At 71.9% G+C, this 26,221-nt stretch carries 16 protein-coding genes; 13 read left to right on the top strand and 3 right to left on the bottom strand.

Translation table 11 applies throughout. The features are described from left to right. Positions 1 to 35 precede the first annotated feature (35 nt). From ACFY1T_RS14505 to ACFY1T_RS14525, 5 genes are all read left to right on the top strand, one after another. The gene (locus tag ACFY1T_RS14505; protein WP_390788402.1) at positions 36 to 1,043 is read left to right on the top strand and encodes a RimK family alpha-L-glutamate ligase; all 1,008 of its coding nucleotides are present in this window, start codon (positions 36 to 38) and stop codon (positions 1,041 to 1,043) included. Continuing rightward, positions 1,040 to 2,371 (top strand): hypothetical protein, encoded by a 1,332-nt coding sequence (locus ACFY1T_RS14510; RefSeq protein ID WP_390788403.1) that lies wholly within the window; start codon positions 1,040 to 1,042, stop codon positions 2,369 to 2,371. Before ACFY1T_RS14505 ends, ACFY1T_RS14510 begins: the two co-directional genes overlap by 4 nt. 62 nt (positions 2,372 to 2,433) lie before the next feature. Then, a complete protein-coding gene (gene hisG / locus ACFY1T_RS14515) occupies positions 2,434 to 3,276 on the top strand; it encodes an ATP phosphoribosyltransferase (protein ID WP_390788404.1) in 843 nt (280 codons plus the stop codon). A 200-nt stretch (positions 3,277 to 3,476) separates the two neighbouring features. Beyond that, positions 3,477 to 5,033 (top strand): alpha/beta fold hydrolase, encoded by a 1,557-nt coding sequence (locus ACFY1T_RS14520; RefSeq protein WP_390788405.1) that lies wholly within the window; start codon positions 3,477 to 3,479, stop codon positions 5,031 to 5,033. 78 nt (positions 5,034 to 5,111) lie between these two features. After that, positions 5,112 to 6,656 carry an alpha/beta fold hydrolase gene (locus ACFY1T_RS14525; protein WP_390788406.1) on the top strand — a complete coding sequence of 515 codons (1,545 nt, stop codon included), beginning with the start codon at positions 5,112 to 5,114 and terminating at the stop codon, positions 6,654 to 6,656. An 11-nt stretch (positions 6,657 to 6,667) separates the two neighbouring features. Here ACFY1T_RS14525 and ACFY1T_RS14530 read toward each other — a convergent pair whose 3' ends face one another. Next, positions 6,668 to 8,404, bottom strand: a complete 1,737-nt coding sequence (locus ACFY1T_RS14530; RefSeq protein WP_390788407.1) for an amidase — start codon at positions 8,402 to 8,404, stop codon at positions 6,668 to 6,670. Positions 8,405 to 8,708: 304 nt separating this feature from the next. Between ACFY1T_RS14530 and ACFY1T_RS14535 the strand changes: the two genes are divergently transcribed. From ACFY1T_RS14535 to zapE, 3 genes are all read left to right on the top strand, one after another. After that, positions 8,709 to 9,287: a TetR/AcrR family transcriptional regulator gene (locus ACFY1T_RS14535; RefSeq protein WP_390788408.1), complete on the top strand. Its 579-nt coding sequence runs from the start codon at positions 8,709 to 8,711 to the stop codon at positions 9,285 to 9,287. A 111-nt stretch (positions 9,288 to 9,398) separates the two neighbouring features. After that, a complete protein-coding gene (locus ACFY1T_RS14540) occupies positions 9,399 to 11,972 on the top strand; it encodes a PEP/pyruvate-binding domain-containing protein (protein WP_390788409.1) in 2,574 nt (857 codons plus the stop codon). 55 nt (positions 11,973 to 12,027) lie between these two features. Next, the gene (gene zapE, locus ACFY1T_RS14545; protein WP_390788410.1) at positions 12,028 to 13,152 is read left to right on the top strand and encodes a cell division protein ZapE; all 1,125 of its coding nucleotides are present in this window, start codon (positions 12,028 to 12,030) and stop codon (positions 13,150 to 13,152) included. Here the strand turns inward: zapE and ACFY1T_RS14550 are convergent. Then, complete coding sequence (locus ACFY1T_RS14550; RefSeq protein WP_390788411.1) at positions 13,091 to 13,591, bottom strand: hypothetical protein; 501 nt, start codon at positions 13,589 to 13,591, stop codon at positions 13,091 to 13,093. The genes zapE and ACFY1T_RS14550 overlap by 62 nt on opposite strands. Positions 13,592 to 13,786: 195 nt before the next feature. After that, the gene (locus ACFY1T_RS14555) at positions 13,787 to 17,122 is read right to left on the bottom strand and encodes an ALF repeat-containing protein (protein WP_390788412.1); all 3,336 of its coding nucleotides are present in this window, start codon (positions 17,120 to 17,122) and stop codon (positions 13,787 to 13,789) included. Positions 17,123 to 17,748: 626 nt separating this feature from the next. On the opposite strand from ACFY1T_RS14555, the gene ACFY1T_RS14560 reads away from it, so the two are divergent. The 5 genes from ACFY1T_RS14560 (at position 17,749) to ACFY1T_RS14580 (ending at position 26,176) form a co-directional block, all read left to right on the top strand. After that, the gene (locus ACFY1T_RS14560; RefSeq protein WP_390788413.1) at positions 17,749 to 18,264 is read left to right on the top strand and encodes a hypothetical protein; all 516 of its coding nucleotides are present in this window, start codon (positions 17,749 to 17,751) and stop codon (positions 18,262 to 18,264) included. Positions 18,265 to 18,651: 387 nt separating this feature from the next. Then, positions 18,652 to 21,108 (top strand): trypsin-like serine protease, encoded by a 2,457-nt coding sequence (locus ACFY1T_RS14565; protein WP_390788414.1) that lies wholly within the window; start codon positions 18,652 to 18,654, stop codon positions 21,106 to 21,108. A gap of 130 nt (positions 21,109 to 21,238) precedes the next feature. After that, the gene (locus ACFY1T_RS14570) at positions 21,239 to 22,813 is read left to right on the top strand and encodes an FG-GAP-like repeat-containing protein (RefSeq protein WP_390788415.1); all 1,575 of its coding nucleotides are present in this window, start codon (positions 21,239 to 21,241) and stop codon (positions 22,811 to 22,813) included. A gap of 185 nt (positions 22,814 to 22,998) precedes the next feature. Beyond that, positions 22,999 to 24,555 carry an FG-GAP-like repeat-containing protein gene (locus ACFY1T_RS14575; protein WP_390788416.1) on the top strand — a complete coding sequence of 519 codons (1,557 nt, stop codon included), beginning with the start codon at positions 22,999 to 23,001 and terminating at the stop codon, positions 24,553 to 24,555. 94 nt (positions 24,556 to 24,649) lie between these two features. After that, positions 24,650 to 26,176 (top strand): FG-GAP-like repeat-containing protein, encoded by a 1,527-nt coding sequence (locus tag ACFY1T_RS14580; RefSeq protein WP_390788417.1) that lies wholly within the window; start codon positions 24,650 to 24,652, stop codon positions 26,174 to 26,176. The last annotated feature ends 45 nt before the right edge of the window (positions 26,177 to 26,221 follow it).

Raw genomic sequence — 26,221 nt, forward strand, 5'->3', positions numbered from 1 at the left:
CACGCCAACACGCCAGCGCCCGAAAGGCACTTCCCATGTCGTACAAGATCCTGGTCCTCGTATCCGAGGCAGCGAAATTCCGGCTCGACAACCACTCGATCATTCCGAGTGCGCTCCACCGCGAAGGGCACGACGTCCACATCGGCGACATCGACACCCTCTGCCTGCACGACAACACCGTGGTCGTCGACCGTGTGCGGCTCAGCGAGGAGTACCTGACCGGCCACGACTTCCCCGCGCTGAGCGAGTCCTACGCCTCCGCCGAGGACTTCGACCTGGTCTGGGTGCTCACCGGCACCCACCCCGAGGCGCTCGCCGACTCCTTCCAGCTGCTGTGGCTGCTCAACAAGAGGGTGCCGTTCGTCAACGACGCCTCCGCCCTCTTCTACCTCAACTCCAAGATCACCCTGGGTGCGGCGGTCCCCGCGGAGCACCTGCCCGCCTCGTACGTCTCGAACGACTTCGACTACCTCACCGAGCTGGTCGAATCCGACGAGAACCGCACCTGGGTGCTCAAGCCGACCAACGAGGGCTGCGGCGCCGGCGTGTACTTCGTCCACAAGAACGAGCGCAACCGGCCCGCGCTGCTCCAGGCCGCCACCGGCAACGCCGTGCCGCGCTACGAGATGTACAGCCGCAACATCATCGGGCTCTCCAAGCGGTACACGGCCGTGCAGGAGTACATCCCCAACGTCCGCAGCAACGAGAAGCGCGTGATCATCGCCGGTGACGTCCCGGTCTGCGGCTTCCGCCGCTTCCACTTCGACAACGACGACCGGGCCAACGTCACGCTCGGCACCAAGTTCGAGGGCCTCACCCTGACTCCGGAGGAGGACGCGTTCGTCCGCGACCTCGGCAAGCGCATGATGGACCTGGGCATCTTCTACTCCGGCATCGACATGGCGTACCCGTACGTCATGGAGTTCAACCTGGTGAACCCGGGCGGGCTCAACTACTCCTTCCGGGCCACCGGCGTCGACCAGTCCTCCGAGACCGTCAACGCCGTCCTCGCCGCACTGCGCACCGCCGGGAAGATCTCGTGACCGCCTGGTCCTCGCTCGATCCGCGAGCCACCGTCGCCTGGACGGAATTCGCCGCCACCGGCGCGGCCGGCCCGGACAACGAGCGATTCCAGAAGCGGCTCCACCGTCCCGGCTGGGTCCACGCGTACCCGCCCGTCGTCTTCCACGGAGCGGCGGCCGACGAGGTCACCGACCTCGGCCTGCGCCTCGCCGAGCTGGTCTCGGACTTCCCCCGCCGCGCCTTCGGCGACGACCTGGAGGCCTGGGCCGGGTACCTCGGCGTCCCCGCCGAGGACGCGGACCTGATGGTCAGCGCGCTGCGCCACCCGCGCACGGGCCGCGCGGCCACGTCGATCATGCGGCCGGACCTGGTCGTCACCGACCACGGACTCCAGCTCGTCGAGCTCAACGTCTCCACTCCGATGGGCGGCATGAGCACGATCGCCCCCTACACCGAGGCCACGCTCGACACGGACTACGCCCGCTTCCTCGCGGAGCGCGGCCTCGTCCCGGAATCCGCCGCCACCTCGCACATCTGGCTCGACATGTTCGTCGGCCTGCTGCGCGACCACGACACGGAGCGCCCGCTGCACGTGTTCGAGGCGATCGCGAACCCCGCCGACTCCGATTCCGGGCGGCGGTTCTTCGTCGACATGATCCGCTCGGGCGGGTACGAGGTCAGCTGCGGCCTCGTCACCGACCTCGAACTCGACGAGGAGGGGGCCTCCTTCGAGGGCAGGCGGGTCGACGTGGTCGTCACCATGTACACCTGGCACGAGACCAAGAAGTACGTACCGCCCGCCCTCACCCGCACGCTGATGGAACTCGACATCGCCGAGAAGCTCGACTTCATCGGCGCCCCGGCGACGGCCCTCCACGACAACAAGGCCAACCTGGCCCTGCTCACCGAGCCGGAGTTCGACCACCTCCTGAGCGAGGAGGAACGGGCCCTTGCGCGGGCACACGTCCCGCTGACCCTCCGGCTGCGGGCCGACACCCTCGACCGCGCCCTCGCGGAACGCGAGGAGCTCGTCTGCAAACCCGCCTCGGCCTACGGGGGCAAGGACCTGGCCTTCGGCTTCACCCAGGACGACGCGCAGTGGCGGGCCCTGCTGGAGGAGCGCCTCGCCGACCCGGGCGAGACGTACGTCCTCCAGCGCCGGCTGCGCCCCGCCGTCGTCGACGTGCCCGGAGCGGAACCGGCCGGGCGCGAGGTGGTCCTGGCCCCGCTGGTGTTCGGCGGCCGCTTCGCCGGCACGTTCCTGCGCCAGGCCCCGCCGAGGTCCGCCTCGGCGATCAACGCCTCCAGCGGTGCGGAGGCGGCCGGTGTCCTGACCTTCGACACCTGAGCCGTCCCCCGGACCCGGCCCACGCCCACCCCTCGTCGTGCGCACGCAAGGAGTTCAGACGGATGCTAAGGATCGCGGTTCCCAACAAGGGCTCCTTGTCCGAGCGGGCCTCGGCCATGCTGAAGGAAGCCGGCTACCGGCAGCGCAAGGAGGCCAAGGAGCTCGTCACGGTCGACCCCGGAAACCGGGTCGAGTTCTTCTACCTCCGCCCGCGCGACATCGCCGTGTACGTCGGCACGGGGCGGCTCGACCTCGGCATCACCGGCCGCGACCTGCTGCTGGAGTCGGGCGTCAACGCCGAGGAGGTGCTGGCGCTCGGCTTCGCCCGCTCGACGTTCCGCTTCGCGGTCAGGCCGGGCTCGGCGCGGGACACGGCGGACTTCGACGGCATGACGATCGCCACCTCGTACGAGAACATCGTGGCCAAGCACCTGGCGAACCAGGGCATCCAGGCCACGGTCGTCCACCTCGACGGCGCCGTGGAGACCGCCGTCGAGCTGGGCGTGGCCCAGGTCGTGGCGGACGTGGTGGAGACCGGGACCTCGCTGCGCAACGCAGGTCTCGAAGTGATCGGCGAGCCCATCATGGAATCGGAGGCCATCCTCGTCCGCCGCCCCGGCACCGACGATCCGAGGGCCCGGCAGTTCCTGCGCCGCCTCCAGGGCGTCCTGGTGGCCGGCGCCTACGTGATGATGGACTACGACTGCCGCGCCGAGCACCTGGAGGCCGCGGTCGCCCTGACCCCGGGGCTCGAGGCACCCACCGTCTCCCCGCTGCACAACGAGGGGTGGGTGGCCGTGCGGGCCATGGTCCCGGCCAAGGAGGCGCAGCAGATCATGGACGACCTCTACGCGCTGGGCGCCCGCGCGATCCTCACCACGGCGATCCACGCCTGCCGGCTCTGAAGGACCGCCGACCGCTGCCCGCCGCCCCCGCCGCCCCCGCCGACCCGGTCGGCGGGGGCGGCGGGGACGGGACGGGGCCGCCGGTCGCTCCGCGTGCGCGCGTGCGGTCCACCGAGTAGCGTCGGGAGGGAGCGTTCCGTCCACACCGCTCGGTCAGGCCCGGCGGTCCCGCCGCAGGCACGGCAGAGGGACGAGATCACATGCCGAAGCACAACGCCCATGCGGTGACCGCCGCGGCCGCTCTGGTCTGCCTGGCGGCATTCGGCCCCGCACCGGTCAGCGCCGCGTCACCATCGGCCCGGTCCGCCGCGCCGTCCGGTGCGGCGACCCCGTCCCGGTTCGTCCCCGGGCCCTGCCCCCAGACGCCCGAGCCGATCGAAGCGCTCGCCGGCGCGCGGTGCGGCCACCTCGAGGTCCCCGAGAACCGCTCCCGCCCCGGCAGCCGGACGATCAAGCTGGCCGTGGCGGTCATTCCGGCAGCCAAGCCGGCGAAGCCCGCGCAGGACCCCCTGGTGTTCATGGCGGGCGGCCCCGGTGGCGACACGTTCGACGACATTCCCTTCCTCGTCGAGTCCGGCCTGAACAAGGACCGCGACCTGATCGTCATGGCCCAGCGCGGCAACCTCTACGACCGGCCGAATCTCGCCTGCCCGGAGATCGACCGCTTCAACGCGCGGTCCGTGGGCCTCGGATACGACGCGAAGCAGGCCCAGCAGCTCATGCTGAAGGCGGTGAAGGAGTGCCGGGACCGCCTGACGTCCGCCGGTGTCGACCTGGGCGCCTACAACAGCACCGAGAACGCGGCCGACTTCGCCGACCTGCGGACCGCGCTGAACATCCCCCGGTGGAACGTCTACGGCTACTCGTACGGCAGCGACCTGGCCCTGACCTACCTGCGCCTGCACCCCGAGGGAATACGCGCCGTGGCCCTCGACTCGGTGACGCCGCCCCAGAGCGCGGTCCTGCCGTGGGGGTGGCCGAGCGCCGCCGAGGGGATCGACAACATCTTCGCGGCGTGCGCGGCGGAGCCCGCCTGCAAGAGCCGGTACCCGGACCTGCCGCGCACGCTCACGGAGCAGGTGCGCAAGCTGGAGGCCCACCCCCTGACGCTGAACGTCCCGCCGCCGGGCGGGGGCGAGCCGGTCAAGGTCGTCCTCGACGGGGGCGCCCTGCTGAACCTGATCGTCGCCTTCACCCCCCGGCCCAAGGACCTCCCGGCGGCGCTCGACGAACTGAGCCGCGGGAACCCGCAGCGCTTCGCACAGGCCCGAGCGGCCGGCTCGGTGCAGAACACCGGAGCGTTCGCGCACGGCCTGACGAACTCGGTGGCGTGCAGCGAGTGGGCGCCGGGGTACGGGGAACCCGACGTGCTGAAGGCGGGGCGCGCGGCCTTCCCCGGCTGGCCGGACACGGTCCTGGCCCAGGTGCCGCAACTCCCCTTCCAGTACCCGGCGTGCCGGATCTGGAACGTTGCGGACCGCGCGTCAGTCCAGCGGGTGGCCACGGTCAGCCCGGTGCCGGCGCTCCTCATCTCCGGCACGTTCGACGTGAAGACCGGGGCGAGTTGGGCGAAGGGCGTGGCGCGGGACCTGTCCCGCTCGACCGCCGTGGAGATCCCCGGGATCGGCCACTGGGTGGTCCCGCAGTCGCCGTGTGCGCAGCGCGTGCTGGCCTCGTTCCTCGCCCGTCCGACCGCGCCCGACACCGCTTGCGTGGACGGCCTCGAACCCGCGCCGTTCACGATCGTCCCGAAGTGACCGGGAGGCCAGATGACCCGCCACCAAGACCCCCGTCGCCGCCGTGGCGCACGGCGAGTCCGGGCCGCGTCGGCCGGCATGGCGACCGGGCTCCTCGTCACCGGACTGCTCGCGGCGCCCGCTCAGGCGCTGTCCCGCACCGACGCCACCGACGGCCCTTCGGCGCCGATCGGCACGAGCGCCCGCACCGTGGGCGACGCCCGGTACGAACCGGGCCCCTGCCCCAGGACACCGGAACCGGTCGAGGCGCTCGAGGGGGCCCGCTGCGGCACCCTCACCGTGCCCGAGAACCGCGCCGAGCCGACCGGAAAGACGATCACACTCGGTGTCGCGATCGTGCCCGCCAAGGCCGACAAGCCGAAAGCCGACCCCATCGTCTGGCTCGCGGGCGGCCCCGGCGACGACGCCGTGGGGGAGGCGAAGATGGCGATCGACGGCGGCCTGAACCGCGACCGCGACGTGATCTTCATGTCCCAGCGCGGCACGTACTCGGCCCGGCCGAACCTCCTGTGCCCCAACATCGACGAGTTCAACGCACGCTCGGTCGGCCTCGTCTACGACGCCCCGTCCACCGAACGCCTGCACGTCGAGGCCACGAAGGCCTGCCGCGACCGGCTGGCGGCCGGCGGGATCGACCTCGGCGCCTACAACGACATCCAGAGCGCCGCCGACTACGAGGACCTGCGTGCCGCGCTGGGCCTCGAGCAGTGGAACCTGTACGGGATCTCCTACGGCACCCACCTCGCGCTGGCGTACATGCGCCTGCACCCCGAGGGACTCCGCGCGGTGGGCCTCGACGGCATCCTGCCGCCGTCCACGGGAGGCTCGGCCGCGACCTGGAGCAGCGCCCGGCAGGGCTTCGACGGCCTGTTCAAGGCCTGCGCCGCCCAGCCCGCGTGCAACAAGCGCTACCCGAACCTGTCGGCCACCTTCGACCGGCTCGTCCGCCGGCTCGAAGCCGAGCCGGTCACCACCACCGTCACGCTCCCCGGCAGCGACAAGCCGGTGAAAGTCGTACTGGACGGCGGGGCCCTGGTGAACTGGATGACCTCCGCCACGCACGTGGCACCCCAGGTCCCCATCGCCCTCGACGAGCTGGCACACGGCAAGCCGCAGCGGATCGCACGGCAGTGGGCGGGCGGAAAGCTCAGCCCGCAGGCCGTGGGCCGGGTCGCGCACGGTCTCGTCTACGGGGTGTTCTGCAGCGAGTGGACCCCCTACGAGACCCAGGCCCAGGCACTCAAGGGCGGCCAGGACGCCTTCCCGACGTTCCCCCGCTCGGTACAGGCCCAGGCCCCGCAACTCACCTTCCTCCGTCCGGACTGCGACGTCTGGAACGTCCCCGCGGCCCCGAGCTCGATCCGGGACGCCACGCGCGGTGACGTCCCGACCCTCGCCCTGTCAGGCGGCTTCGACTCCCAGACCGGCGCGGACAACGGCCCGTACGTCGCCCGGACGCTGAGCAAGGCCAAGGTCGTCACCGTCCCGTACGAGCCGCACGTGGTGTTCGCCACCTCGAAGTGCGCCCAGGAGATCGCCGTCTCCTTCTTCGACACCCCGTCCGCCCCGAAGACCGCGTGCCTGAAGACCCTCAAGGCGCCCCCCTTCGAGACGGGCCCCTGAGAGCACCGGGGTCACTGCGCCGACAGGCGCGGTGTGCGCGGCGGCACCGTGCGCCGGCTGCCGGTCTTCTCGAAGGCCGCGGCCAGGGACAGCAGGGCGTTGTCGTCGTAGGCGCGGCCCGCGAAGGTCAGCCCGACGGGCATGCCGGTGTCCGTCATGGTGCCCATCGGGACGGTCACGGTCGGGATGCCGAGGTGGCGGGGGACCAGGTTGCCGTTGGCGACCCAGACGCCGTTGCGCCAGCCGAGGTCGGCGGAGGCCTCGGAGACGTCCATGTCGGCGGGCCCGACGTCGGCGACCGCGGGGAAGACCACCGCGTCCAGGCCCAGCCCGTCCATCCACAGCTCCAGGTCGACGCGGCGCGTCTCCTCGAGTCCGCGCAGCCCCTGCTCCAGGTGCGGCATGTCGGTGAGGGAGGCGTACGGGCGCTCGCGGACGAAGCGCGGGTAGTCGCCGATCGTGTCGTCGAAGCCGTCGTAGCGGTCGGGGAGCTCGCCCTCCCGCTTGGGCCAGATGCGGGTGCCGTCGACCCCGGCCAGGGTGGGGAGCGCCGGGTCGCCGTTGGCCCGCAGGAAGTCGTCCCAGGCCCAGGCCGACAGGTCTTCGATCTCGAAGGTGAGGAAGTCGCGGCCGACCAGCCCGCGGGTGAGCAGCGAGGGCGCGCCGGGGCGGTCGGACTCGTAGTTCGACACGACGGGGAAGTCGACCTCGACCACTTCGGCGCCGGCGGCCTCCAGGTCGCGGCGTGCGGCTTCCCACAGGGCGATGACCGAGGGGCGCGTGTCGATGCGCCGGCCGGTCTGACCGCCGATGCCTCCGTCGGGGTTCGTTCCCGCGTCGGGATCGGCGTTGACGTACATCCCGGGTACCCCGACGCGCTTGCCGGCGAGCGCGTCGGCTGCGGCCGGGGCGTCGGCGGGTGCCAGGGCCGGGTAGGAGGCGGGACGTACCTGCGACGCCGCGGGCAGCGCCACCCACGGCTGTGCGCGCCACAGGTCCCCACGGGTCCGTGTGTCGTCGGCGACGATCACGTCGAGCAGTTCGAGCAGGTCCGCCATGGTGCGGGTGTGGGGGACCACGACGTCCATGGTCGGCACGAGCGGCCAGTTGCCGCGGACCGAGATCACGCCACGGCTGGGCGTGTAGGCGCACAGGGCGTTGTTCGACGCGGGGGCCCGGCCCGAGGACCAGGTCTCCTCGCCGAGGCCGAACGCGCCGAAGGAGGCCGCCGTCGCCGTGCCCGAGCCGTTGGAGGAGCCGGAGCCGTAGGCGCTGGTGAGCCAGTCGGCGCTGTACGGGCTCTCCGCGCGGCCGTACAGGCCGCGCTGCATGCCGCCGTTCGCCATCGGCGGCATGTTGGTCAGACCGATGAGGACGGCGCCGCCCGCGCGCAGCCGCTCGATGGCGAAGGCGTCGTGCTGGGCGACGAGGTGCTCGAACGCAGGGGAGCCGGACGCGGCCGTCAGTCCCTCGGCGAGGTAGCTGTCCTTCGCGGTGTACGGGATGCCGTCCAGCGGCCCGAGCGTCCCACCGCGGGCGCGGCGGGCGTCGGAGGCCTCCGCTTCCGCGCGGGCCCGCGGGTTCATCACGACCATCGCGTTGAGGGAGGTGGCCGTACCCGGCCGGTCGTACGCGTCGATCCGCGCGAGGTAGGCGTCGAGCAGGCCGACCGCCGTGGTCTCGCCCGTCTCCAGCGCTGCGCGCAGGTCGGCGATACAGGTCTCCACAACATCGAATCCACGCGTCATGAGGGTGTCTCCAGGATGGTCGGGTCGCACGGGCGAGCCGGCGGCACCGGGGCGGCCTGCGGCCGTCGCACTCCCCGATGCACTGACTAGATTTTCAGTCTAGACTGAAAATCTAAACTCTGGGAACCGAGGTGCGCTCATGTCGACGTCAGAGACCGGGCCGGCGCGGCCTGACCGCCCTCTCGCGCCGGAAACCGCGAGAGGACCGGCGGGCTCCGAGGCCGGGGGCGCTTCCGGGCCCGCCTCCAGGGCCCCGGTCGACCGGAAACGTCAGCCCAGCGGGGACGAAGCGCGGGGGCGGGCGATGCGGGCCGCCATCGGTGTGATCGCCGAGAAGGGCACCGCGGCCTTGCGGATGTCGGACATCGCCGCGCGGGCGGGCATGAGCACCGGGCACATCCTCTACCACTTCGGCAAGAAGGACCGGCTCCTGCTCGAAGTCCTCGCGTGGAGCCAGGAGGACCTCTGGGGCCGGTTCCGGCAGGCCGCCGACCAGGCAGCGTCCCCCGCCGAGAAGCTGGACCTGTTCGTGCGCTTCTACCTGCCCCGCCACCAGGGCGACGAGCGTTACGCGCTGTGGACGCAGGTACTGGCCCAGCGCCACGACGAGGCGGGGCGGCAGGTGCTCACCGCACTGCTGGACGGCTGGGACGAGCGACTGGAAGCCATCCTGCGCGAAGGACGGGACCTGGGGCACTTCGCCGAAGTGGATCTTCCAGAGTTCACCATCCGGGCCGTGGCCATGCTGAGCGGGCTCTCCGAAGACGTGATGTTCGGACGGTCCCGCTGGCAGAACACCTCCGCCCACGCCTTCGCCCTGTCCGCCCTCGAACGCGAACTGCGTCCGACCGCGGTCGGGCATGACGGCGGCCGGAGCGGCTGAGCGCCGGCGCCACCGCCGCGCGGTCTGCGGGCAGGCCTGTTCGCGGGGCCGGTCCGGGTGCGACCATGATCCGTTCCCGGAAGCCGAGTTGGGGGTTGGATCATGGTCTTCGTGCTCTCGTTGGACGCCGCGACCGCGACGCTGGAGACGGCGGGCGGCAAGGGAGCGGCCCTCTCCGAGCTTGCGCGCGCAGGGCTGCCGGTACCGGGCGGGTTCCATGTGACGACCGCGGCGTACCGGGAGTTCGTCACATCGACGGGCCTGGCCGACCGCATCCGTGCGGAGCTCACCGCCGCACCCGGACCCGACGGTGCCCCGGACCCGGACCCGGGCGCCGGTGCGGGGGCCCGCATACGGGCGCTCTTCGAAGAGGGGCCGCTGCCCCCTGCCCTGGAGCGGGCCGTCTCGAAGGCGTACGCGGAACTCGGCGACGGCGCGCGCACGGTCGCCGTACGGTCGTCGGCGACGGCGGAGGACCTGCCCGACCTGTCCTTCGCCGGCCAGCAGGACACGTACCTGAACATCACCGGCCGGAGCGTCCTGCTGGCGGCCGTGCGGCGCTGCTGGGCATCGCTGTGGACCGACCGCGCCCTCGCGTACCGCGCGAGGGCGGGCATCGCGCACGAGGACGTCTCGCTCGCCGTGGTGGTGCAGGAGCTGGTGGCCGCGGACGCCGCCGGGGTGATGTTCACCGTCGACCCGCTCGGCGGGCGCGGTGACCGGCTCGTGGTCAACGCGGCCTGGGGGCTGGGAGAAGCCGTGGTCAGCGGGCTGGTCACCCCGGACACCCTGATCGTCGACCGGGCCGGCCTGGTCGTGGTGGAGGAACGCATCGCCGTGAAGGAGGTGATGACCGTGCCGACCACCGACGGCACCGCGGAACGGCCGGTCCCCGCCGGCCTGCGTGAAGCCCCGGTCCTCACCACCGCCGAGGCCCGTGAACTGGCCCGGCTCGGACTCGCGATCGAGGAGCTGTACGGAGAGCCGCGCGACGTCGAGTGGGCCCGCGAGGCGGGCACCTTCCGCATCCTCCAGGCACGGCCCATCACCACGGTCGCGCCGCCCCCGCCCGAGGTGTGGAACGACAGCACGGGCACCGACTCCCTCTGGACCAGCGCCAACCTCGGCGAGGCCGTCCCGGACGTGATGACGCCCGCGACCTGGTCCTTCGTCAAGGCGTTCATGGGCGACGTCATGGTCGGGGCCAGCCTGGAAGGACGCCCGATGTACGGGAACATCGGCGGCCGTTTCTACATGAACCTCAGCGTCACGGCCACCCTCGCCGCCGCGTTCGGACAGAGCCGCAAGTTCGCCCGGGCCAACGAGCTCGTGTTCGGGCGCCTTCCGGAGGGCGTGGTCATCCCGCTGCTGCCCGCATCCAGGGCGCGGATCTGGCGGGAGACGATCGGCGAGGCGTTCGCGGTGACGAGCCGCATCCGAGCGAACGGAAAGCAGCTGCCGGCGTTCCTGGAGGAGGCGCCCGAGCGCTGCGAGGAACTGCGGGCCCGCGTCACCGCGGCGGCGACCGCCGGGGACCTGACGGCCCTGTGGCAGTCGCAGGTGGCGCCCTACTTCCGCCGCTGCTGCCACATGCTCCAGGCCGCGACCCGACAGGGCGGCGATTCGCTCGTCACGGTGCGCGGCACCCTGGAGTCCCTGGTGGGGGAGGAGGACGCCGACCTGATGACCACCGGCCTCGGCGACGAGGGCCGACTGGCCAGCATGGGACCACTGCTGGGCCTGGAACGGCTCGCCCGCGGGGAGACCGACCGGGACACCTACACCCGTACGTACGGCCACCGCGGCCCGCACGAGTTCGAGGTGTCCCTCCCGCGGCCCGCCGAGGACGCGCGGTGGCTCGACCGGCAGCTCGCCGGACTCGGCGCGGTCGAGGAGAACGGGGCACTGCGTCTCGCACGGCAGACCGCCGCTCGCGCGGCGGCATGGGACCGCCTGGCCGCCGGACATCCGCGACGGGTGAAGGGGATGCGCGCCGCCGTGGACGCGTGGGCGGCCTCCGCCCGCCTGCGAGAGGCCGCCCGCACCGAGGTCGCCCGCGCCTTCTGGCTGTTGCGCGCGTTCGTCCTGCGCGCCGGCGAGGTCAGCGGGGAGGGGGAGGATCTGTTCTTCCTGTCCCGCGAGGAGATCCTCGCCGTGCTCGGCGGCGACCGCGCTCCGCTCGCCGCGGTCCGGGCCCGCCGTGCCGCGTACGAGGGCTACCGCGCGCTGCCCACCTACCCGACCCTGATCCGGGGCGAGTTCGACCCGGCGACCTGGGCCGCCGACCCCGACCGTCGGGCCGACCGGTTCGACGCGCAGGACACGACCCCCGCCGCGGACACGGTCGCGGGCTCGCCCGCCTCCGCCGGGGTGGTGGAGGGCGTCGCCCGGGTCGTCGCCACCGTGGAGGAGGGCGAGGTCGTCCGGCCGGGCGAGATCCTGGTGACCACGGTGACGAACATCGGCTGGACACCGCTGTTCACCCGCCTCTCGGCGATCGTGACGGACGTCGGCGCGAGCCTTTCGCACGCCTCGATCGTCGCGCGGGAGCTCGGCATTCCGGCCGTGGTCGGATGCGGCAACGCCACGACCCGGATCCGGACGGGGGACAGGATCCGCGTGGACGGCGGCCGCGGGACGGTCGACGTCCTGGAACCGGCGGCCTCGACCCCCGAACCCGCCTGACCACCGCGTCGATGCCGCGACCCGACAGCCAGCGTACGAAGGAACGGACCGACCGGTGCCCCAGCACGCCCAGGCCATGCGCCGCCACTTCCACGAGGCCGCCGCACGGCGCGGCTTCCGCGTCGCCCCCGCGCAGGAGGCCGCCGTCGAACGGCTGGCCGGCCTGGCGGCCGAACTCGTCCGACCCGCCTGGACTTTCCCCAGAGCACCGCGCGACCTGTACGTGTGGGGCCCGGTGGGCCGGGGGAAGTCCTGGCTCGTGGACACCTTCTACGAAGGACTGCCCACGGAGCGCAAACGGCGCCTGCACTTCCACGACTTCTTCCGCCGGCTGCACGACGGAGTGACCCGGCCGGGCGCCCGTCACGACGGGCAGAGCGCCGTCGACAGCGCCCTCGACGAGCTGATCGGGGACAGCCGGATCCTGGTCTTCGACGAGTTCCACGCGCACGACGCGGGGGACGCGATGCTGATCGCACGCCTCTTCCGGACCCTGCTCGACCGCCGGATCACCCTGGTCACCACCTCGAACTACCCGCCCGCCGGGCTGATGCCGGACCCGCTCTACCACCACCTGTTCGAGCCGACCATCCGGCTCATCGAGGAGCGGATGGACGTCCTGGACGTCTCGGGCCCGGTGGACTTCCGCCGCGTGGCGGCGCCCGCGGCGCAGGGCTGCCGGTTCGCGACGGGCCTGTGTCTGCCACCCGGTGACGGGGGCCCGGCGGCGCTCGGCCTCGGCGCCCCGGAGCCAGGGGACGCCACCCCCGTCCAGGCCCACCTGCGGGAGCTGCCGGCCCGCGCGGTGCGCGGTGACATGGTCTGGTTCGCCTTCGACGCCCTGTGCGAGGCCGCGACGGGGGTGCCCGACTACCTGGCCCTCGCCGAACGGTTCGGCACGCTGGTCCTGGACGGGGTCCCCCCGCTGACCGAGGCCTCCGCGGACGGAAGGCAGCGGTTCGCGAACCTCGTCGACGTCGCCTGCGACCGGGACATCCGGCTCGTCCTCATCGGGGCCGACCCCCTGACCGCCCTCCCCGAAGGCCAGGCCCTGACCCGTGACCTGGACCGCACGACGAGCCGGCTCGCGATGCTCCGGCGTCCGGGCCGGCTCGGGCTCAGGGACGACCGCCCGACGGGCCGTCGGAGCCCCGCCACGCCTCCGCCACCGCTTCGCTGAGCCGGCGGCGCGTCATCCGGGCGCTCAGCGACGTCAGGCGGTCGACCACCTGTCCGAGCAGATCGGGGTCACCGAGACGGTGTGCCTCGTCCGCGGCGACGACGTGCGACAGCAGTTCTTCCAAGAGGAAGGTGTCGAGGAGCCGGTACGCGCGTGCGTGCCGGTCGAACGTAAGCTTGCGGTCTTCATAGGGGTCGCGGAGCGTCATGTCGAGGTGACCGCCACCGCGCCCCCTGAAGGGACCGGGAAGGTTGCCGAGCATTCCCGCGAGCGTGTACTGCCCCGTACGCGGATACCCGCGCCCGATGTACACCCCGACGCCGAGCATGATCCGGGGCCACGGGATCAGCTCGCCACCCCCGGCGGCACTCTGCCGGTACAGCCCCTCCGCGCGGAATTCGAGCCACGTTCCGCCAGGGCGCCGGGAATCCCCCACCACCCAGATGCCTCCGACCAGTTCCAGTGGTCCCAGGGCCGCACTCGTATTTCCCATGAGATCAGTTGATCACACGGGGGATGTCCTCTTCGAGTGGCAAAAGCCCGGTCGCGCCCGGTAGGGGTGCGCGGGAACCGGTTCAGGGCCGACCGCAGGTGCGCCGGCCGGCCCTGAACCCGTACGCGTCCTTCTACCTCCCTAGAACCCCAGGGTTCCGAGGAGGCCGGTGACCGGTGAGATGAGGTCGTGCCCGAACTGTGTGATCTTCGTCGCGATCGGAGCCACCACCTTGCCGTCGATCTTGCCGAGCGCACCGATCCACTTGGACTGGCCGAAGGTGAGGAGGCCCAGGGCGGTCCCCCCGAGGGACGTCTTGAACTCGCCGCTCGTCCATCCGTAGCCGATTCCGGTGAGCACCGTGCTGATGGCGGACAACCCGAGGGAGGTGTAGGCGAGTCCGCCGGCGATGACCTCCAGGGGCGGGAAGAAGATGCCCGCGACACCGAAGCCGGCAGACAGGAAGCCCGTACCGATGCTCGCCCAGTTCGTGGCGTTGGCCCACCACTTGACGTCCTTCCACCACGGAACGTCGTTCTTGACGGTGTCGTTGTCGGACGTGTCCGCCGGGTTCTTCCCGGCGTCCTTGGCCGCGCGTGCGTCGTCCGCCGCCTTCTTGGCGGCCGCCGCGATCTCGGCCGTCCGCTTGTCCGTCGCGATCCGCTGCGCATCGCTCGCCGCGACCGCCGCGGTCCGCGCGTCCTGACCGGCCTGAAGGGCCGAGGCGTGGGCCGAAGCGGCCGAGGCCTGGGCCGCGTTGGCCGAGGCCACCGCGCTCCGGGCGGAATCCAGGGCGCGGTTGGCGGAGTAGTTCGCCGAGCGGGCGGCGGTGCGTGCGGTGGCGGCCGCCTGCTTGGCCCGGTCCGCCGAGGACTGAGCGGACACCGCCGACTTCTCGGCGTCGTCGGCGTACGTGTTCGCCTGCTGTGCGGAGGCGGCGGCCTGCCGCTTCGACGCGTCCGCCCTGTTCGCCCACTCCTGCGCTTCGGCGGCGGCGTCACGGGCGAGCGCGGCGGCCTGCTGGGCGCGCTGGGCGTTCTCCTGAGCCTTGTAAGCGATCTTCGCGGCCGCCGCGATCGCGCCCTGCATGGCCGCGATGTGAGTGGCGGAGTCGTAGTCGAGCAGCGCGGTCTTGTACTGGACGGAGGCGATGAAGTTGCGTCGCATCCACTCCGGGCCCTCCATCGCCGCCTGGGCGTGGGCCTTGGTGTACCGGCCGCCCGAGGCGATGAGGGCCGCGGTGGCGACGGCGTCGTCCTCCCGCTGCGCAGCCTCGTGCTTGATGTTGACGAATTCGTGCAGGGCCTGGGCGGTTCCGGCGTTCATCGCGTCGTTCGCCGCCAGTTTCACCGCCTTGCCGGGGTTGGCGGCGAGGATACGGCCGACCGTGACGCGGTTGTCCGTCGCGGCGGCCTGGACGGCGCCGGTGCCGAGGAACTTCGTGGCGGCTTCCGGGTCGGCGCTGGCCAGCGCCTTGGTCGCCGCATCGGCGATGTCCGGGGCGCAGGTGCGCGCGAGGTAGAGACTGGTCTCCCGGTCGTCCTGCCGCTGGGCGATCTGCCGGGAGGCGTCGATCCAGAGGTGGACGTCGGAGTCCGTGCCGGACAGGGCGAACCGTGCGGCCTCGAGCGACCAGGTTCCCGTGGAACGCATCGTGGTGACGGCGGCCTTGCGCCCGAGCGCCGCGGCAAGGTTCGTGTCACCCGCCTTGAGCGCCGACTCGGCCTGGGCTATCAGGTCCTTGTGGGCCTGTACGGCCTGCGCGGCCTGGGTGCGCTTCTCGGCGAGCTCCGCCCGCTCGAGGTCCTCGATCCGCTTGAGCAGGCGGGTCTCCTCGACCGCCTGTTGCGCGTCCTGGTCGAGGCGCTGCCATTCGGCCTCACGCGCGGCCTTCTCGACCGCGACCGCCTCGGCGACGGCGTCGGTGGCGGTCTTCGCGGCCTTGCTGGCCTCGTTGGCGAACTCGGTCGACTTGTTCGCGTACTCCAGTGCCTGGCCCGCGTACTGGACGGCCCAGTCCGCGGCGGCCGCGGCCTTCTCGGCGTGCGCGGCCGCACTGTTCGCCGCGTCGCGCGCAGTGCGGGCGGCCGTCGCCGCCGTGTTCGCGAGGCTCTGTGCCATGCCGGCGGCATTGGTGGCGATCTGGGCGTTGGTGCTGGCGATCTGCGCCTCGCGCCTGGCCTCGGCGGCCTCGGACTGGGCGACGCCGGCCGCCTCGGCCGCCGCGGCCGAAGAGTTCGCGGCGGAGGCGGCGTTGCGTGCGGCCGAGGCGGCGGCGGAGCCCGCACCCGCCGCCTGGGTCGCGGCATCGGCGGCGTAGCCGGCGGCGGTCGCCGCGCTGCGCGCCCTGGCCGCGGCGTTGCGGGCGTAGACGGCGGCGTCCTTGGCGGCGGCCGCCTGGGAGGCGTCCTTGGACGCGGCGATGGCGGCGCCGTACGCCTGGGCGGCGGCGGAGCCGGCGGTGGCCGCGGCCTGGCTCGCGGCGGCGGCCGCGTACGCGGCGCGACGGGAAGCCTGAACGGCGGCGTGCGAAGCGCTGGTCGCGACACGCGCCGAGTCGGCCGCGCCCTTGGCGGCCTCGGCGGCCTTGCGGGCAGCCCTGCCGGACTTGGCCACGTCGGCCTGGGCCTGCTGGGCTTCGGAGGCGGCCTTCTCCGCGGCTTCCTTGGCCTGTGCCGCCGCCTTGACGGCGCGGGCGGACGCCTCCTCGGCCTGCTTCGTCATCGCGTCGGCCTTCTTGCCTTCGCGTTCGACGACCGCGACGAGTTCCTCGATCTTCGTCGACTCCTGGTCGCGGGCGCGCGCGATGTGCTGGCCGGTCTCCAGGAACCATTCGATGTCGGCGGCCGTGCCCGACATGGCGCGGTTGGCGTACTTCTTCACCTCCGGACCCGCCTGGAAGGTGAGCTTGGCGACCTCGACGCGCATGTCCTCCTGGCGGGCCGTGTACTGACCGTCGGTGAGGAACGTCTCCAACGCGGCCTGGTTGCCCGCGTTCAGGGCGTCGTTCCCGGCTCGGTTCACGGCCTTGCCGCCGGTGGCCATGACGATTCCGGTGGCCACGCGCAGGTCTTCGGCGATGGCGGTCTTGAAGCCGCCCGCGAGGAAGGCGGCGATGGCGGTGTCGCCGCCGTTGAGTGCCGCCTCCGCGTCTCGCCGGGTGCCCTTGCCGCCCCTCGCGAGAGAGGTGCCGATGGCGACGCGGTTGTCCACCGACGTCTCCGCGGGAAGCGTGACGGTGAGGAAGGTCTGGACGTCGGCGTCGGATCCGACCAGCGCCGCTTCCGCGGCCGCGCGAACGCCCTTGCCACCCAGCAGCCAGGCCCTGACGACCTTGGCCCGGGGAGTGTCGGGCAGCTTGAACGGGTCGCCTCCGTCGCCCTCCGGCGGCGGCGTGTCCGCCCACGCCGCAGCGGGGTTGAGAACGAGGCTGGAGGTGGTGACGACAGCCGTGGCGGCCGCGACGGCGGTGAGCACACGCCGCCTGCTCCAATAAATGGTGTCCAAAACAGTCCTTCGGAATCAGCGCCTGACGCTCGACGCACCGGCGGCGGCCTGTCGCCAGACGGGGAATTGCCTTGGCCGAGGCCATGTCCCCCGGCCCGTAAGGAATTCGGGCGGGGACACGACAGATCTGCCTCGTGACCTTATGCGGCGATGAAGGTATTGAACACCCGCGACACGCTGCAAGCGACACGGTTTGAGCCAAGCCGATAACGGGAATTCGGCATTCCGGTTCGGGAGTTCGGATCCTCGTGTTCCGTATGGATCGGCCCGGTCATCTCGATGGTGGCGCAAGTCACTCGTGGCGCGCGCGGGTTGTCCCGTCCGGCTCTGGGAAAGTTGTTGGACGGGCATCGGCCCGGTGTGCTTGCGTACACGGGCCGCAGAGTGTTCCGTCTGTATGACGTCTCGTCGTCAAGCCGCTTCTTGCCAGGTTTACGAGACTCCTGACGAACAGTTATGCTGCGACTGGAAGTGGGGGGCTTCCAGCGGGGGACGGGCTCGTCGACGAGCCGTTTCCTGTTGGTCAGATGGTGTCCTTCACCTCCGACGTTGACGCATGTTTCGGGGCTTCCTCGAAACCGACGACTAGGACAGCGATGAAGGCACGTAAGGCAATTGTGCGAACCTTTGGTGCGGCCGCGGGCGCAGGCATCTTGGCGTGGTTCGCGGTAGCGGGCGGCGCGACGGGCGGATCCGCCGTGGACGCCTCCTCCGTGAAGACGATCGCCGACGAAGGCCCTGGTTACGCCATCGAGGACTTCTCCTACCCGAACGCCGACAAGATCCTCGCGGAGCAGCACATCACGCTCAAGCGCGGCGATGGCCACATCCTCCTCGCGGACTGCGCGAGCTCGGCCGACGTGCTCGAGGTCTGGGGGCGGAAGAACGAAAAGGTCTGCTTCAGCGTCACGGGAACCAGCGGCTACCTGACCCTGGAGATTCCCGCGGTCTACTTCATCAAGGGAAACAGCTACAACGCCCAGGTGGACATGTCTGCTGGTGCCGTGGAGAAGTCGTTCGAGGTGAAGAAGAACGACTGGACTCCGGTCGGTGAGAGCGCGGACGAGCAGGGTCGTGACTTCATGCTCATGGAAATCAGGGCTTCCAAGTAATATTCGTACGGCAGCACCTGTTCCGTGCGAAGTCATCTGCTTTGAATTCCTGATGTCTTGCGCACGGGTTCGCTGAATCCGGATCCGATTACCCATTCTCCCGCGAGGCGCAGGAATGCCCGGAGAGAATCGTCCGCCTGTCTTCGTTCGACATCGCCCTGGCGCCGTTCGGCGCCTGCGGGTCGCGGCGAAATGACGGATCGAGTCCGACTGCACGACGGGCCGCCCCTGTGGAATTGCGGCCCGAATCGAGACGGTCGCCTCAATCGGCCATCCTTGTCAGCGCCATCACCAGACACACCGACTCGACGGTCGACATTCAATCGACCGGGGCTCCGGCGCGCTCGAAAACGACCGCCCGCCGGCGCTCTGCTCCGAAGGAGAAGCATGTCTGTACCCCATCTGCGCTCTGCGCGGATGACCGGCCTACTCGTCTCGGCCACCGCGGTCGCCGCGGGCCTCGTCACGGCCGGATCGGCCTCCGCCCTCACCGGGCCCGAGGCCCCCGCCGGCCGGCACGCCGCCGTGGTGAAGCTCAGCATCGGTGACGAGGCGAACAGCCGCTCGTGCACCGGCACGCTGGTCGACCCCCGCTGGGTTCTGACCGCCGCGAGCTGCTTCGCCGCCACCCCCGGTGGGTCGGTCCCGGCCGGGAAGCCCTCGCTGCAGACCGCCGCGGCACTGAGCAACGGTCAGAGCCGCGAGGTCGTCGAGGTCTCCGCGAGCGCCGCCGACCGTGACCTGGTCCTCGCGCGTCTTGCCACTCCCGTGTCCGACATCGCCCCCGTCAAGCGGGCCGGTGCCGTCTCCGCGGTCGGTACGGACCTCACCGCGGTCGGGTTCGGCCGGACGAAGACCGAGTGGGTGCCCGGCAAGCCGCACACCGGTGCGTTCACCCTCGACGCGGCCGGCGCCACGTCGCTGACCATCACGGGCAAGGGCACCGACGCCATCTGCAAGGGTGACACCGGTGGCCCGCTGCTCAATGCCGCGGGCGAACTCGTGGGCGTCAACAGCCGCTCCTGGCAGGGTGGCTGCCTCGGCGTCAACCCCGCCGAGACCCGCACCGGCGCGGTCTCCACCCGGACCGACAACGTCGGTCAGTGGATCGACCAGGTCACCGCTCCGCGTGGCGGCGCGCAGGTGTCCCTGCTCGCCGGTGGCAGCGGAACGATGTGGTCGCAGTCCGGTGACCTCGGCTACGGCGAGTACGGTGCGTCGTGGGGGAAGGTCGACGGTCAGGACGTCACCCGCGTGAGCACCGTGCGGCACGGCGACGCCGTGCGTGCCTACGCCATCGCCGGCGGCCGCGTCTACGGCGAGGACCTTGACCTGGCGACCGGCAAGTGGTCCGGCTGGGGCGAGATTCCCGGTGGTGCCGCCGGCGCGAAGGACATCTCGGCCTCCTTGGTCGGCGACACCGTCCACGTGCTGATCGTCGGTTCCGAGGGCAATCTGTACGCTCAGGCCGCCGACTACAGGGCCGGGCGCTGGAACAACACCTGGGCCGCGGTCGGCGCGACCGGACTCACCCACGTCACCAGCGCGGCTTCGGGCACCACCGTGCGTGTCCAGGCCATCGGCGGCGGCGGCGAGGTCTACGGCCGCGACCTGGACACCCGCACGGGCAGCTGGTCGCAGTGGGGTGCGGTCCCGGGCGGCGCCAAGGGCGCCGTCGACATCGCCTCCAGCGTTGTGGGCAACAACGTCCACGTCCAGATCATCGGCTCCGACGGCGCGATCTGGACGCAGTTCGGCAACTACGACGCCGGCCGCTGGAACGACCAGTGGGCCAAGGCGGGCGGCAGCGGCCTGACGCGCATCAGCAGCATCGCGGACGGCGGCACCGTCGAGCTCTACGCCGTGGGTGCCGAAGGCAGGATCAACAATGCCTCCATGAACACCACGACCGGTTCCTGGAGCGCCTTCAAGCAGCTCCAGGGCGGTCTCGCCGGGGCTTCGGACGTCTCCGCCTCCGTCACTTCCGCCCCCTCGAACGTGACGCTGGCCGCCCCGGCCGGCACCACCCTGTTCAGCCAGAGCGGCAAGCTCGACACCGGTGTGTTCGGAGCCCAGTGGGCCGGCGTCGGCGGCGCCACCGTCAGCCGGATCGTGGGCGTGGACACGGGCAGCACCATCCGCTACGTCGGCGTGGCCGACGGCAAGGTCTTCGACCGCGAGTACGACGTCCGCAACAACAAGTGGGGCAACTGGACCGAGGTTCCCGGCGGCGCGGGCGGCGTCAAGGACGTGGCGGCTGCCATGATCAACAACGTTCTGTACGTACAGGCCATCGGCTCCAGCGGCGACCTGTACACGCAGGTCGGCGACTACAACGCCGGGCGTTGGAACACCTACTGGACGCCGGTGTCCGGCGGGACCGGTCTGACCGACATCGCCAGCGTCAAGGCGGGTCCGTTCGTACGCCTCTACGGCATCAAGAACGGCAAGGTCCAGGGGCGCGACTTCGACAGCCGCAACGGCAGCTGGACCGCCTGGGGTGAACTGCCCGGCGGCATCACCGGTGCCAAGGACATCGCGGTGTCCAACATCGGCAACACCGTCCAGGTCCAGGTCATCGGTTCCGACGGTGCGCTCCACGCGCAGACCGGCGACTACCTCGCCGGAGCCTGGAAGCCCTCCTGGACCAAGATCGGCGGCACGGGTCTGACGCACGTCACGAGCGCCTCCGCCGGCAAGAACGTCCACGTCTACGCCACCGGCGCGGGCGGCAAGGTCCAGAACACCACGCTCGACGCCACGTTGGGCTCCTGGACCGGCTGGCACGAGGTTCCGGGCACGCTCACCAGCCCGACCGACGTCGCCGCCACCACCACCAAGTAGGGGCGGGCGCCGCCGCGCCCACCCTCCCGGAATGACGCAGCGGCGTACGCAGGACGCACTCCTCCGTACGCCGCTCCGCTTCCCACACGCTCGCTCACCCATCCGGATCCCCTCCTGGAGGATGCCTCGCATGTCTCTTCTCCGTACGCGCCCGGCGCGGATGACCGGTCTTCTGGCGACTGCCACCGCGGTCGCCGCCGGCCTCGCCGGCACCGTCCCGGCCCACGCCCTCACCGGGCCCGAGGCCGCCGCCGGCCAGCACCCCGCCGTCGTGAAGCTCAGCATCGGTGACGAGGCGAACAGCCGTTCCTGCACCGGCACGCTCGTGGACGAGTGGTGGATCGCCACCGCCGCCAGCTGCTTCGCGGCCACCCCGGGCCAGCAGGTTCCGGCCGGAAAGCCCGCGCTGAAGGCCACCGTCGCCCTCGCCGGTGGTGAGACCCGCGAGGTCACCGAGCTCGCTCCCCGCTCCGACCGCGACCTGGTGCTGGCCCGCCTCACCCTGCCGGCCAGGGGCGCGGCCACGGCCAAGATCTCCGCCACGGCTCCCGCGGTCGGTACGGACCTCACCGCGGTCGGGTTCGGCCGGACGAAGACCGAGTGGGTGCCCGGCAAGCCGCACACCGGTACGTTCACCCTCGACGCGGCCGGCGCCACGTCGCTGACCATCACGGGCAAGGGCACCGACGCCATCTGCAAGGGCGACACCGGTGGCCCGCTGCTCAATGCCGCGGGCGAACTCGTGGGCGTCAACAGCCGCTCCTGGCAGGGTGGCTGCCTCGGCGCCAACCCCGCCGAGACCCGCACCGGCGCGGTCTCCACCCGCACCGGCGACCTCGCGGCCTGGATCGCCGAGACCGTCAAGCCGCGGCGCTCCGCCGCCGCGAACGAGGCCGGAGCGGGCGAGCGGATCCGGTGGGCGGACTTCGACGGTGACGGCAAGCCCGACTACATCAACGTCGCCGACAGCGGCGCGGTCTCCGTCTGGCTCAACCGGGGCGGCAACCCGGCCGGTGCCAACGGCTGGCAGCCCCTGGGACAGGTGGCGACCGGCCTCACGAACGACCGCAACCGGGTCCGCTTCGCCGATTTCGACGGCGACGGCAAGGCCGACTACTTCCTGATCAACACGGACGGTTCCGTCGAGGTCTACCTCAACCAGGGCGGCGACCCGGGCAACGGCTGGAAGCACCTGGGCAAGGTGGCCGTCGGCACCACCAACGACCCCACCAAGGTCCGCTTCGCCGACTGGGACGGCGACGGCCGCTCCGACTACCTGGTCTTCACCGACGCCGGCGAGGTGTACGCCTACCTCAACCGGGGCGGCGACCAGTCCGGCAAGGGATGGCCCGCGGTGGGCAAGGTCGCGTCCGGCGTGACCGGCGAGCGCAGCCGCATCCGGTTCGCCGACAACGACGGTGACGGCAAGGCCGACTACTACTTCGTCAAGCCCGACGGCAAGGTCGACCTCTACATCAACCGTGGAGGCGACGTCGTCCCCAACACCGGCTGGCTCACCGTCGGTCAGATCGCGACCGGCCTGACCACCGACCACACCAAGGTCCAGTTCGTCGACTTCAACGCCGACACCCACGCGGACTACGTCCTCGCCGGCCCCGGCAACAGCGCCACCGTCTTCGCCTGGAACGGCGGCGACAAGGGCAACGGCTGGACCGACCTCGGCAAGGTCGCGAGCGGTACCTGACCCGGACCGGGCCACCGGTACGCCGGGAGCCCGCCGTACGGCCCCACGTGACCGACCGCCTCCGGTACCTCCCCGCAGGGAAGGACCGGAGGCGGTCGTCCGTTGCGCCGCCCCTTCTCTCTCCGGCGAGGCCCTCCCGCAGTTCGAAGCCCCGCCGTCCGTCACCCGCGAAAGCGACACCAGCGATGAAACGCACCGCATCCGCGGCCTCCGCCCTGGCCATCGGCGCCGCCGCCGCACTCGGCCTGGGCTGCACGCAGGCCGCAGCGGCACCGCAGCCCGCCCCCGCACTGCTGCGGATCATGCCGCTCGGCGACTCGATCACCGCCGGCGCCGGCAGCAACGGCGAGACCGGCTACCGCGCGCCCCTGTGGAACCTGATCTCCACGCAGAACCGGTACACGCCCGACTTCGTCGGGTCCGGGTCGTTCGGCGGAGGCGGCGATCCCGACAACGAGGGCCACAGCGGCTACACGATCGGGAACGTCCGGGACGGAATCGACCGCTGGCAGGCCGCCGCGAACCCCGATGCCGTACTGCTCCACCTCGGCATCAACGACCTCAACACCCACCGGGCAGATCCGCACGCCGCGGCTGCCGAGCTGGCCTCGCTCATCGATCGCATCCAGGCCAACAAGCCCGGTACCGCGGTCGTCGTGCAGGGGCTGCTTGCGGACACCCGCGGCCAGTACGACCGTGTCAACACCTTCAACGCGGACCTGCGGACGGCCGTCTCCGCCCGTGCCGCGGCCGGGGTGCACGTACGGTACGTCGAGTCCCCGCGCCTGGACGGGCCGTCCGAGCTCCCCGACGGGCTCCACCCCAACGAGGCCGGATACCGGAAGATGGCCGCCGCGTACCGCGAGGGCCTCGAGCAGGCCGTCACCGACGGCTGGACCCGGCGCCCCGCCGTACCGCGGGCGGGAACCGAATCGGGCGGCACCGGGAGCATCCGCTGGGCCGACTTCGACGGCGACGGACGCGCCGACCGGCTCACCATCGGCGAGAGCGGCGAGGTCCGGGCCACGCTGAACCGCGGCGGCGAGGGCGTGGGGACGTGGCAGGACATCGGCCGCATCGCCACGGGCGTCACCACCGACCGCACCCGGGTACGTTTCGCCGACTTCGACGGCGACGGGCGGGCCGACTACCTGTACATCGCCCCGAACGGCAATGTGACCGCCTACCTCAATCAGGGAGGCGATGTCGGCGGCCCGGACGGCTGGAAGCACATCGGCCGGATCGCGTGGGGCACGACCACCGCACACGAGCAGGTCCGCTTCGCCGACCAGGACGGCGACGGACGTGCCGACTACTGGGTCATCGCGGACAACGGATCGGTCAACGTCCACCTCAACCGCGGCGGCGACCCGTCCGGAGCGGGCGGTTGGGCCGATCTCGGCCAGATCGCCACCGGAACGACGACCGACCGCACACGCGTACGTCTGGCCGACTTCGACGGCGACGGCCGCGCCGACTACTGGACCGTCAATCCCGGCGGCAGCGTGACGACCTACCTCAACCGCGGCGGTGACCGCCACGGGGGCTGGAAGCCGCTCGGTCAGACCGCCACGGGAGTGACACCCGACCACTCCCGGGTCCAGCTCGCCGACCTCACCGGCGACACCCATGCCGACTACCTCTTGCAGCAACCCGACGGCACCACCGTCTACGCCTTCAACGGCGGCGATCCGGGGGCCGGGGGCTGGACCGACCTCGGCGGCGTCCCCAGCGGCTCATGACCGGGCCGCGTCTGCCGCAGGCGCAGGGAACCGACCGGACCCGCCGAGCGCGGGCAGTGACGAAGACGAGGTGTCACCACGTATGTTGCGCAAGATGATCACACTGACGGCCGCCACGGCCGTCGGCGTCAGCGGCCTCGTCGGGGCGAGCGCAGCCCCTGCGGCAGCCGCCCCGAATCCGGCTCCGCCCGTCCTTCGCGTCATGCCACTGGGCGACTCGATCACCGACGGGTACCAGGGTTCGACCGGCCTCGGCTACCGCCTGCCGCTCTGGCAGAAGAGCTTGACCCACGCCCGCTTCCGGGTCGACTTCGTCGGGTCGCGCCAGGCCGGCCCGAACGGCGACTCCGACAACGAGGCGCACGGCGCCACCATGATCAACGACATCCGGGCCGGCGCCCCGGGATGGGTGCGGGCCGCCGAGCCGGACGTGGTCCTGCTCCACGAAGGCGTCAACGACCTCGACCGCGGGACGGACAAGGCCAACGCCCCCGCACGGCTCGCGGCGCTCACCGATGAGATCCTCGCCGCACGGCCCGGTGTCACGGTCGTGGTGATGGGCCTCATACCGACCTCGAACGTCCCGGGGGTTCCCGCCTTCAACCGTGAGGTGAAGAACTGGGCTTCGGCCAAGGCCGGAGCCGGGGCGAAGGTGCGGTACGTCGACGCGCCCGCGCTGAGTCCCGGTGAAATGGCCGACAGCCTGCACCCGCGGGACGCCGGCTACGCCAAGATGGGCGCGGCCTTCTTCGAGGGCCTGGACAAGGCCGTCACCGACGGCGTCGCCGCCCGAACGCACCTGGGCAGGGCGGGCACGGAATCCGGCGGGACCGGTCCGGTGCGCTGGGCGGACTGGGACGGCGACGGCCGGGCCGACCGGATCGTCGTCGAGGACAGCGGCGTGGTCCGCGTCCTGCTCAACCGCGGCGGCGACGGCCGCGGAGGCTGGTCGGACCTCGGGCAGATCGCCACCGGCCTCACCACGGACCGCAAGCGGGTCCGGTTCGCCGACTGGGACGGCGACGGCCGGGCGGACTACATCCTGATCTCCGAGACCGGCAGCGTGTCCGTGTACCTCAACCGGGGCGGCGACGGCCACGGCGGCTGGGAACTCGCCGACTCGGTGGCGAGCGGACTGACCCGGGACGCCGACCAGGTCCGCTTCGTCGACTTCGACGGCGACGGCCGCACCGACTACGCCCTGGTGCGCCCCGACGGTCCCGTCACCGTCTTCCTCAACAAGGGGGGCGACGGGCACGGCGGCTGGCAGGACCGCGGCACGATCGCCACCGGCACGACCAAGGACCCGTCTCGCGTGAGGTGGACGGACTTCGACGGAGACGGGTACGCGGACTACACCGTGCTCGCGGAGAGCGGAGCCGTGACGACGTACCTCAACCGCGGCGGCGACGGCCACGGCGGCTGGTCCGTTCCCGCGGGACCGGTGTCGGCCGGCGAGACGACCGACCAGCGGATGGTCGCGTTCGCCGACTACGACGGGGACGGCCACAGCGACTGCATCCTGACCGCCGCGGACGGCTCCGTCCGCGTCCTGCTGTGGAACGGCGGCGACCGGGCCGGCGGCTGGACCGACCTCGGCCCGGTGTCGGCAGGAGCGTGACGCCGAGGTCCTCCGGCTCTGCGCGAGCCGGAGGACCTCGGCGTC

The sequence above is a fragment of the Streptomyces sp. NPDC001194 genome, assembly GCF_042896985.1.
Taxonomy (GTDB): domain Bacteria; phylum Actinomycetota; class Actinomycetes; order Streptomycetales; family Streptomycetaceae; genus Streptomyces.

Bases quoted from the DNA above. Each gene is read 5' to 3' on its own strand.
- ACFY1T_RS14535 (WP_390788408.1), top strand. From the start codon at position 8,709: ATGCGGGCCGCCATCGGTGTGATCGCCGAGAAGGGCACCGCGGCCTTG.
- hisG (WP_390788404.1), top strand. From the start codon at position 2,434: ATGCTAAGGATCGCGGTTCCCAACAAGGGCTCCTTGTCCGAGCGGGCC.
- ACFY1T_RS14505 (WP_390788402.1), top strand. From the start codon at position 36: ATGTCGTACAAGATCCTGGTCCTCGTATCCGAGGCAGCGAAATTCCGG.
- ACFY1T_RS14575 (WP_390788416.1), top strand. From the start codon at position 22,999: ATGAAACGCACCGCATCCGCGGCCTCCGCCCTGGCCATCGGCGCCGCC.
- ACFY1T_RS14530 (WP_390788407.1), bottom strand. From the start codon at position 8,404: ATGACGCGTGGATTCGATGTTGTGGAGACCTGTATCGCCGACCTGCGC.
- ACFY1T_RS14580 (WP_390788417.1), top strand. From the start codon at position 24,650: ATGATCACACTGACGGCCGCCACGGCCGTCGGCGTCAGCGGCCTCGTC.
- ACFY1T_RS14525 (WP_390788406.1), top strand. From the start codon at position 5,112: ATGGCGACCGGGCTCCTCGTCACCGGACTGCTCGCGGCGCCCGCTCAG.
- ACFY1T_RS14565 (WP_390788414.1), top strand. From the start codon at position 18,652: ATGTCTGTACCCCATCTGCGCTCTGCGCGGATGACCGGCCTACTCGTC.
- ACFY1T_RS14570 (WP_390788415.1), top strand. From the start codon at position 21,239: ATGTCTCTTCTCCGTACGCGCCCGGCGCGGATGACCGGTCTTCTGGCG.
- ACFY1T_RS14560 (WP_390788413.1), top strand. From the start codon at position 17,749: ATGAAGGCACGTAAGGCAATTGTGCGAACCTTTGGTGCGGCCGCGGGC.
- ACFY1T_RS14520 (WP_390788405.1), top strand. From the start codon at position 3,477: ATGCCGAAGCACAACGCCCATGCGGTGACCGCCGCGGCCGCTCTGGTC.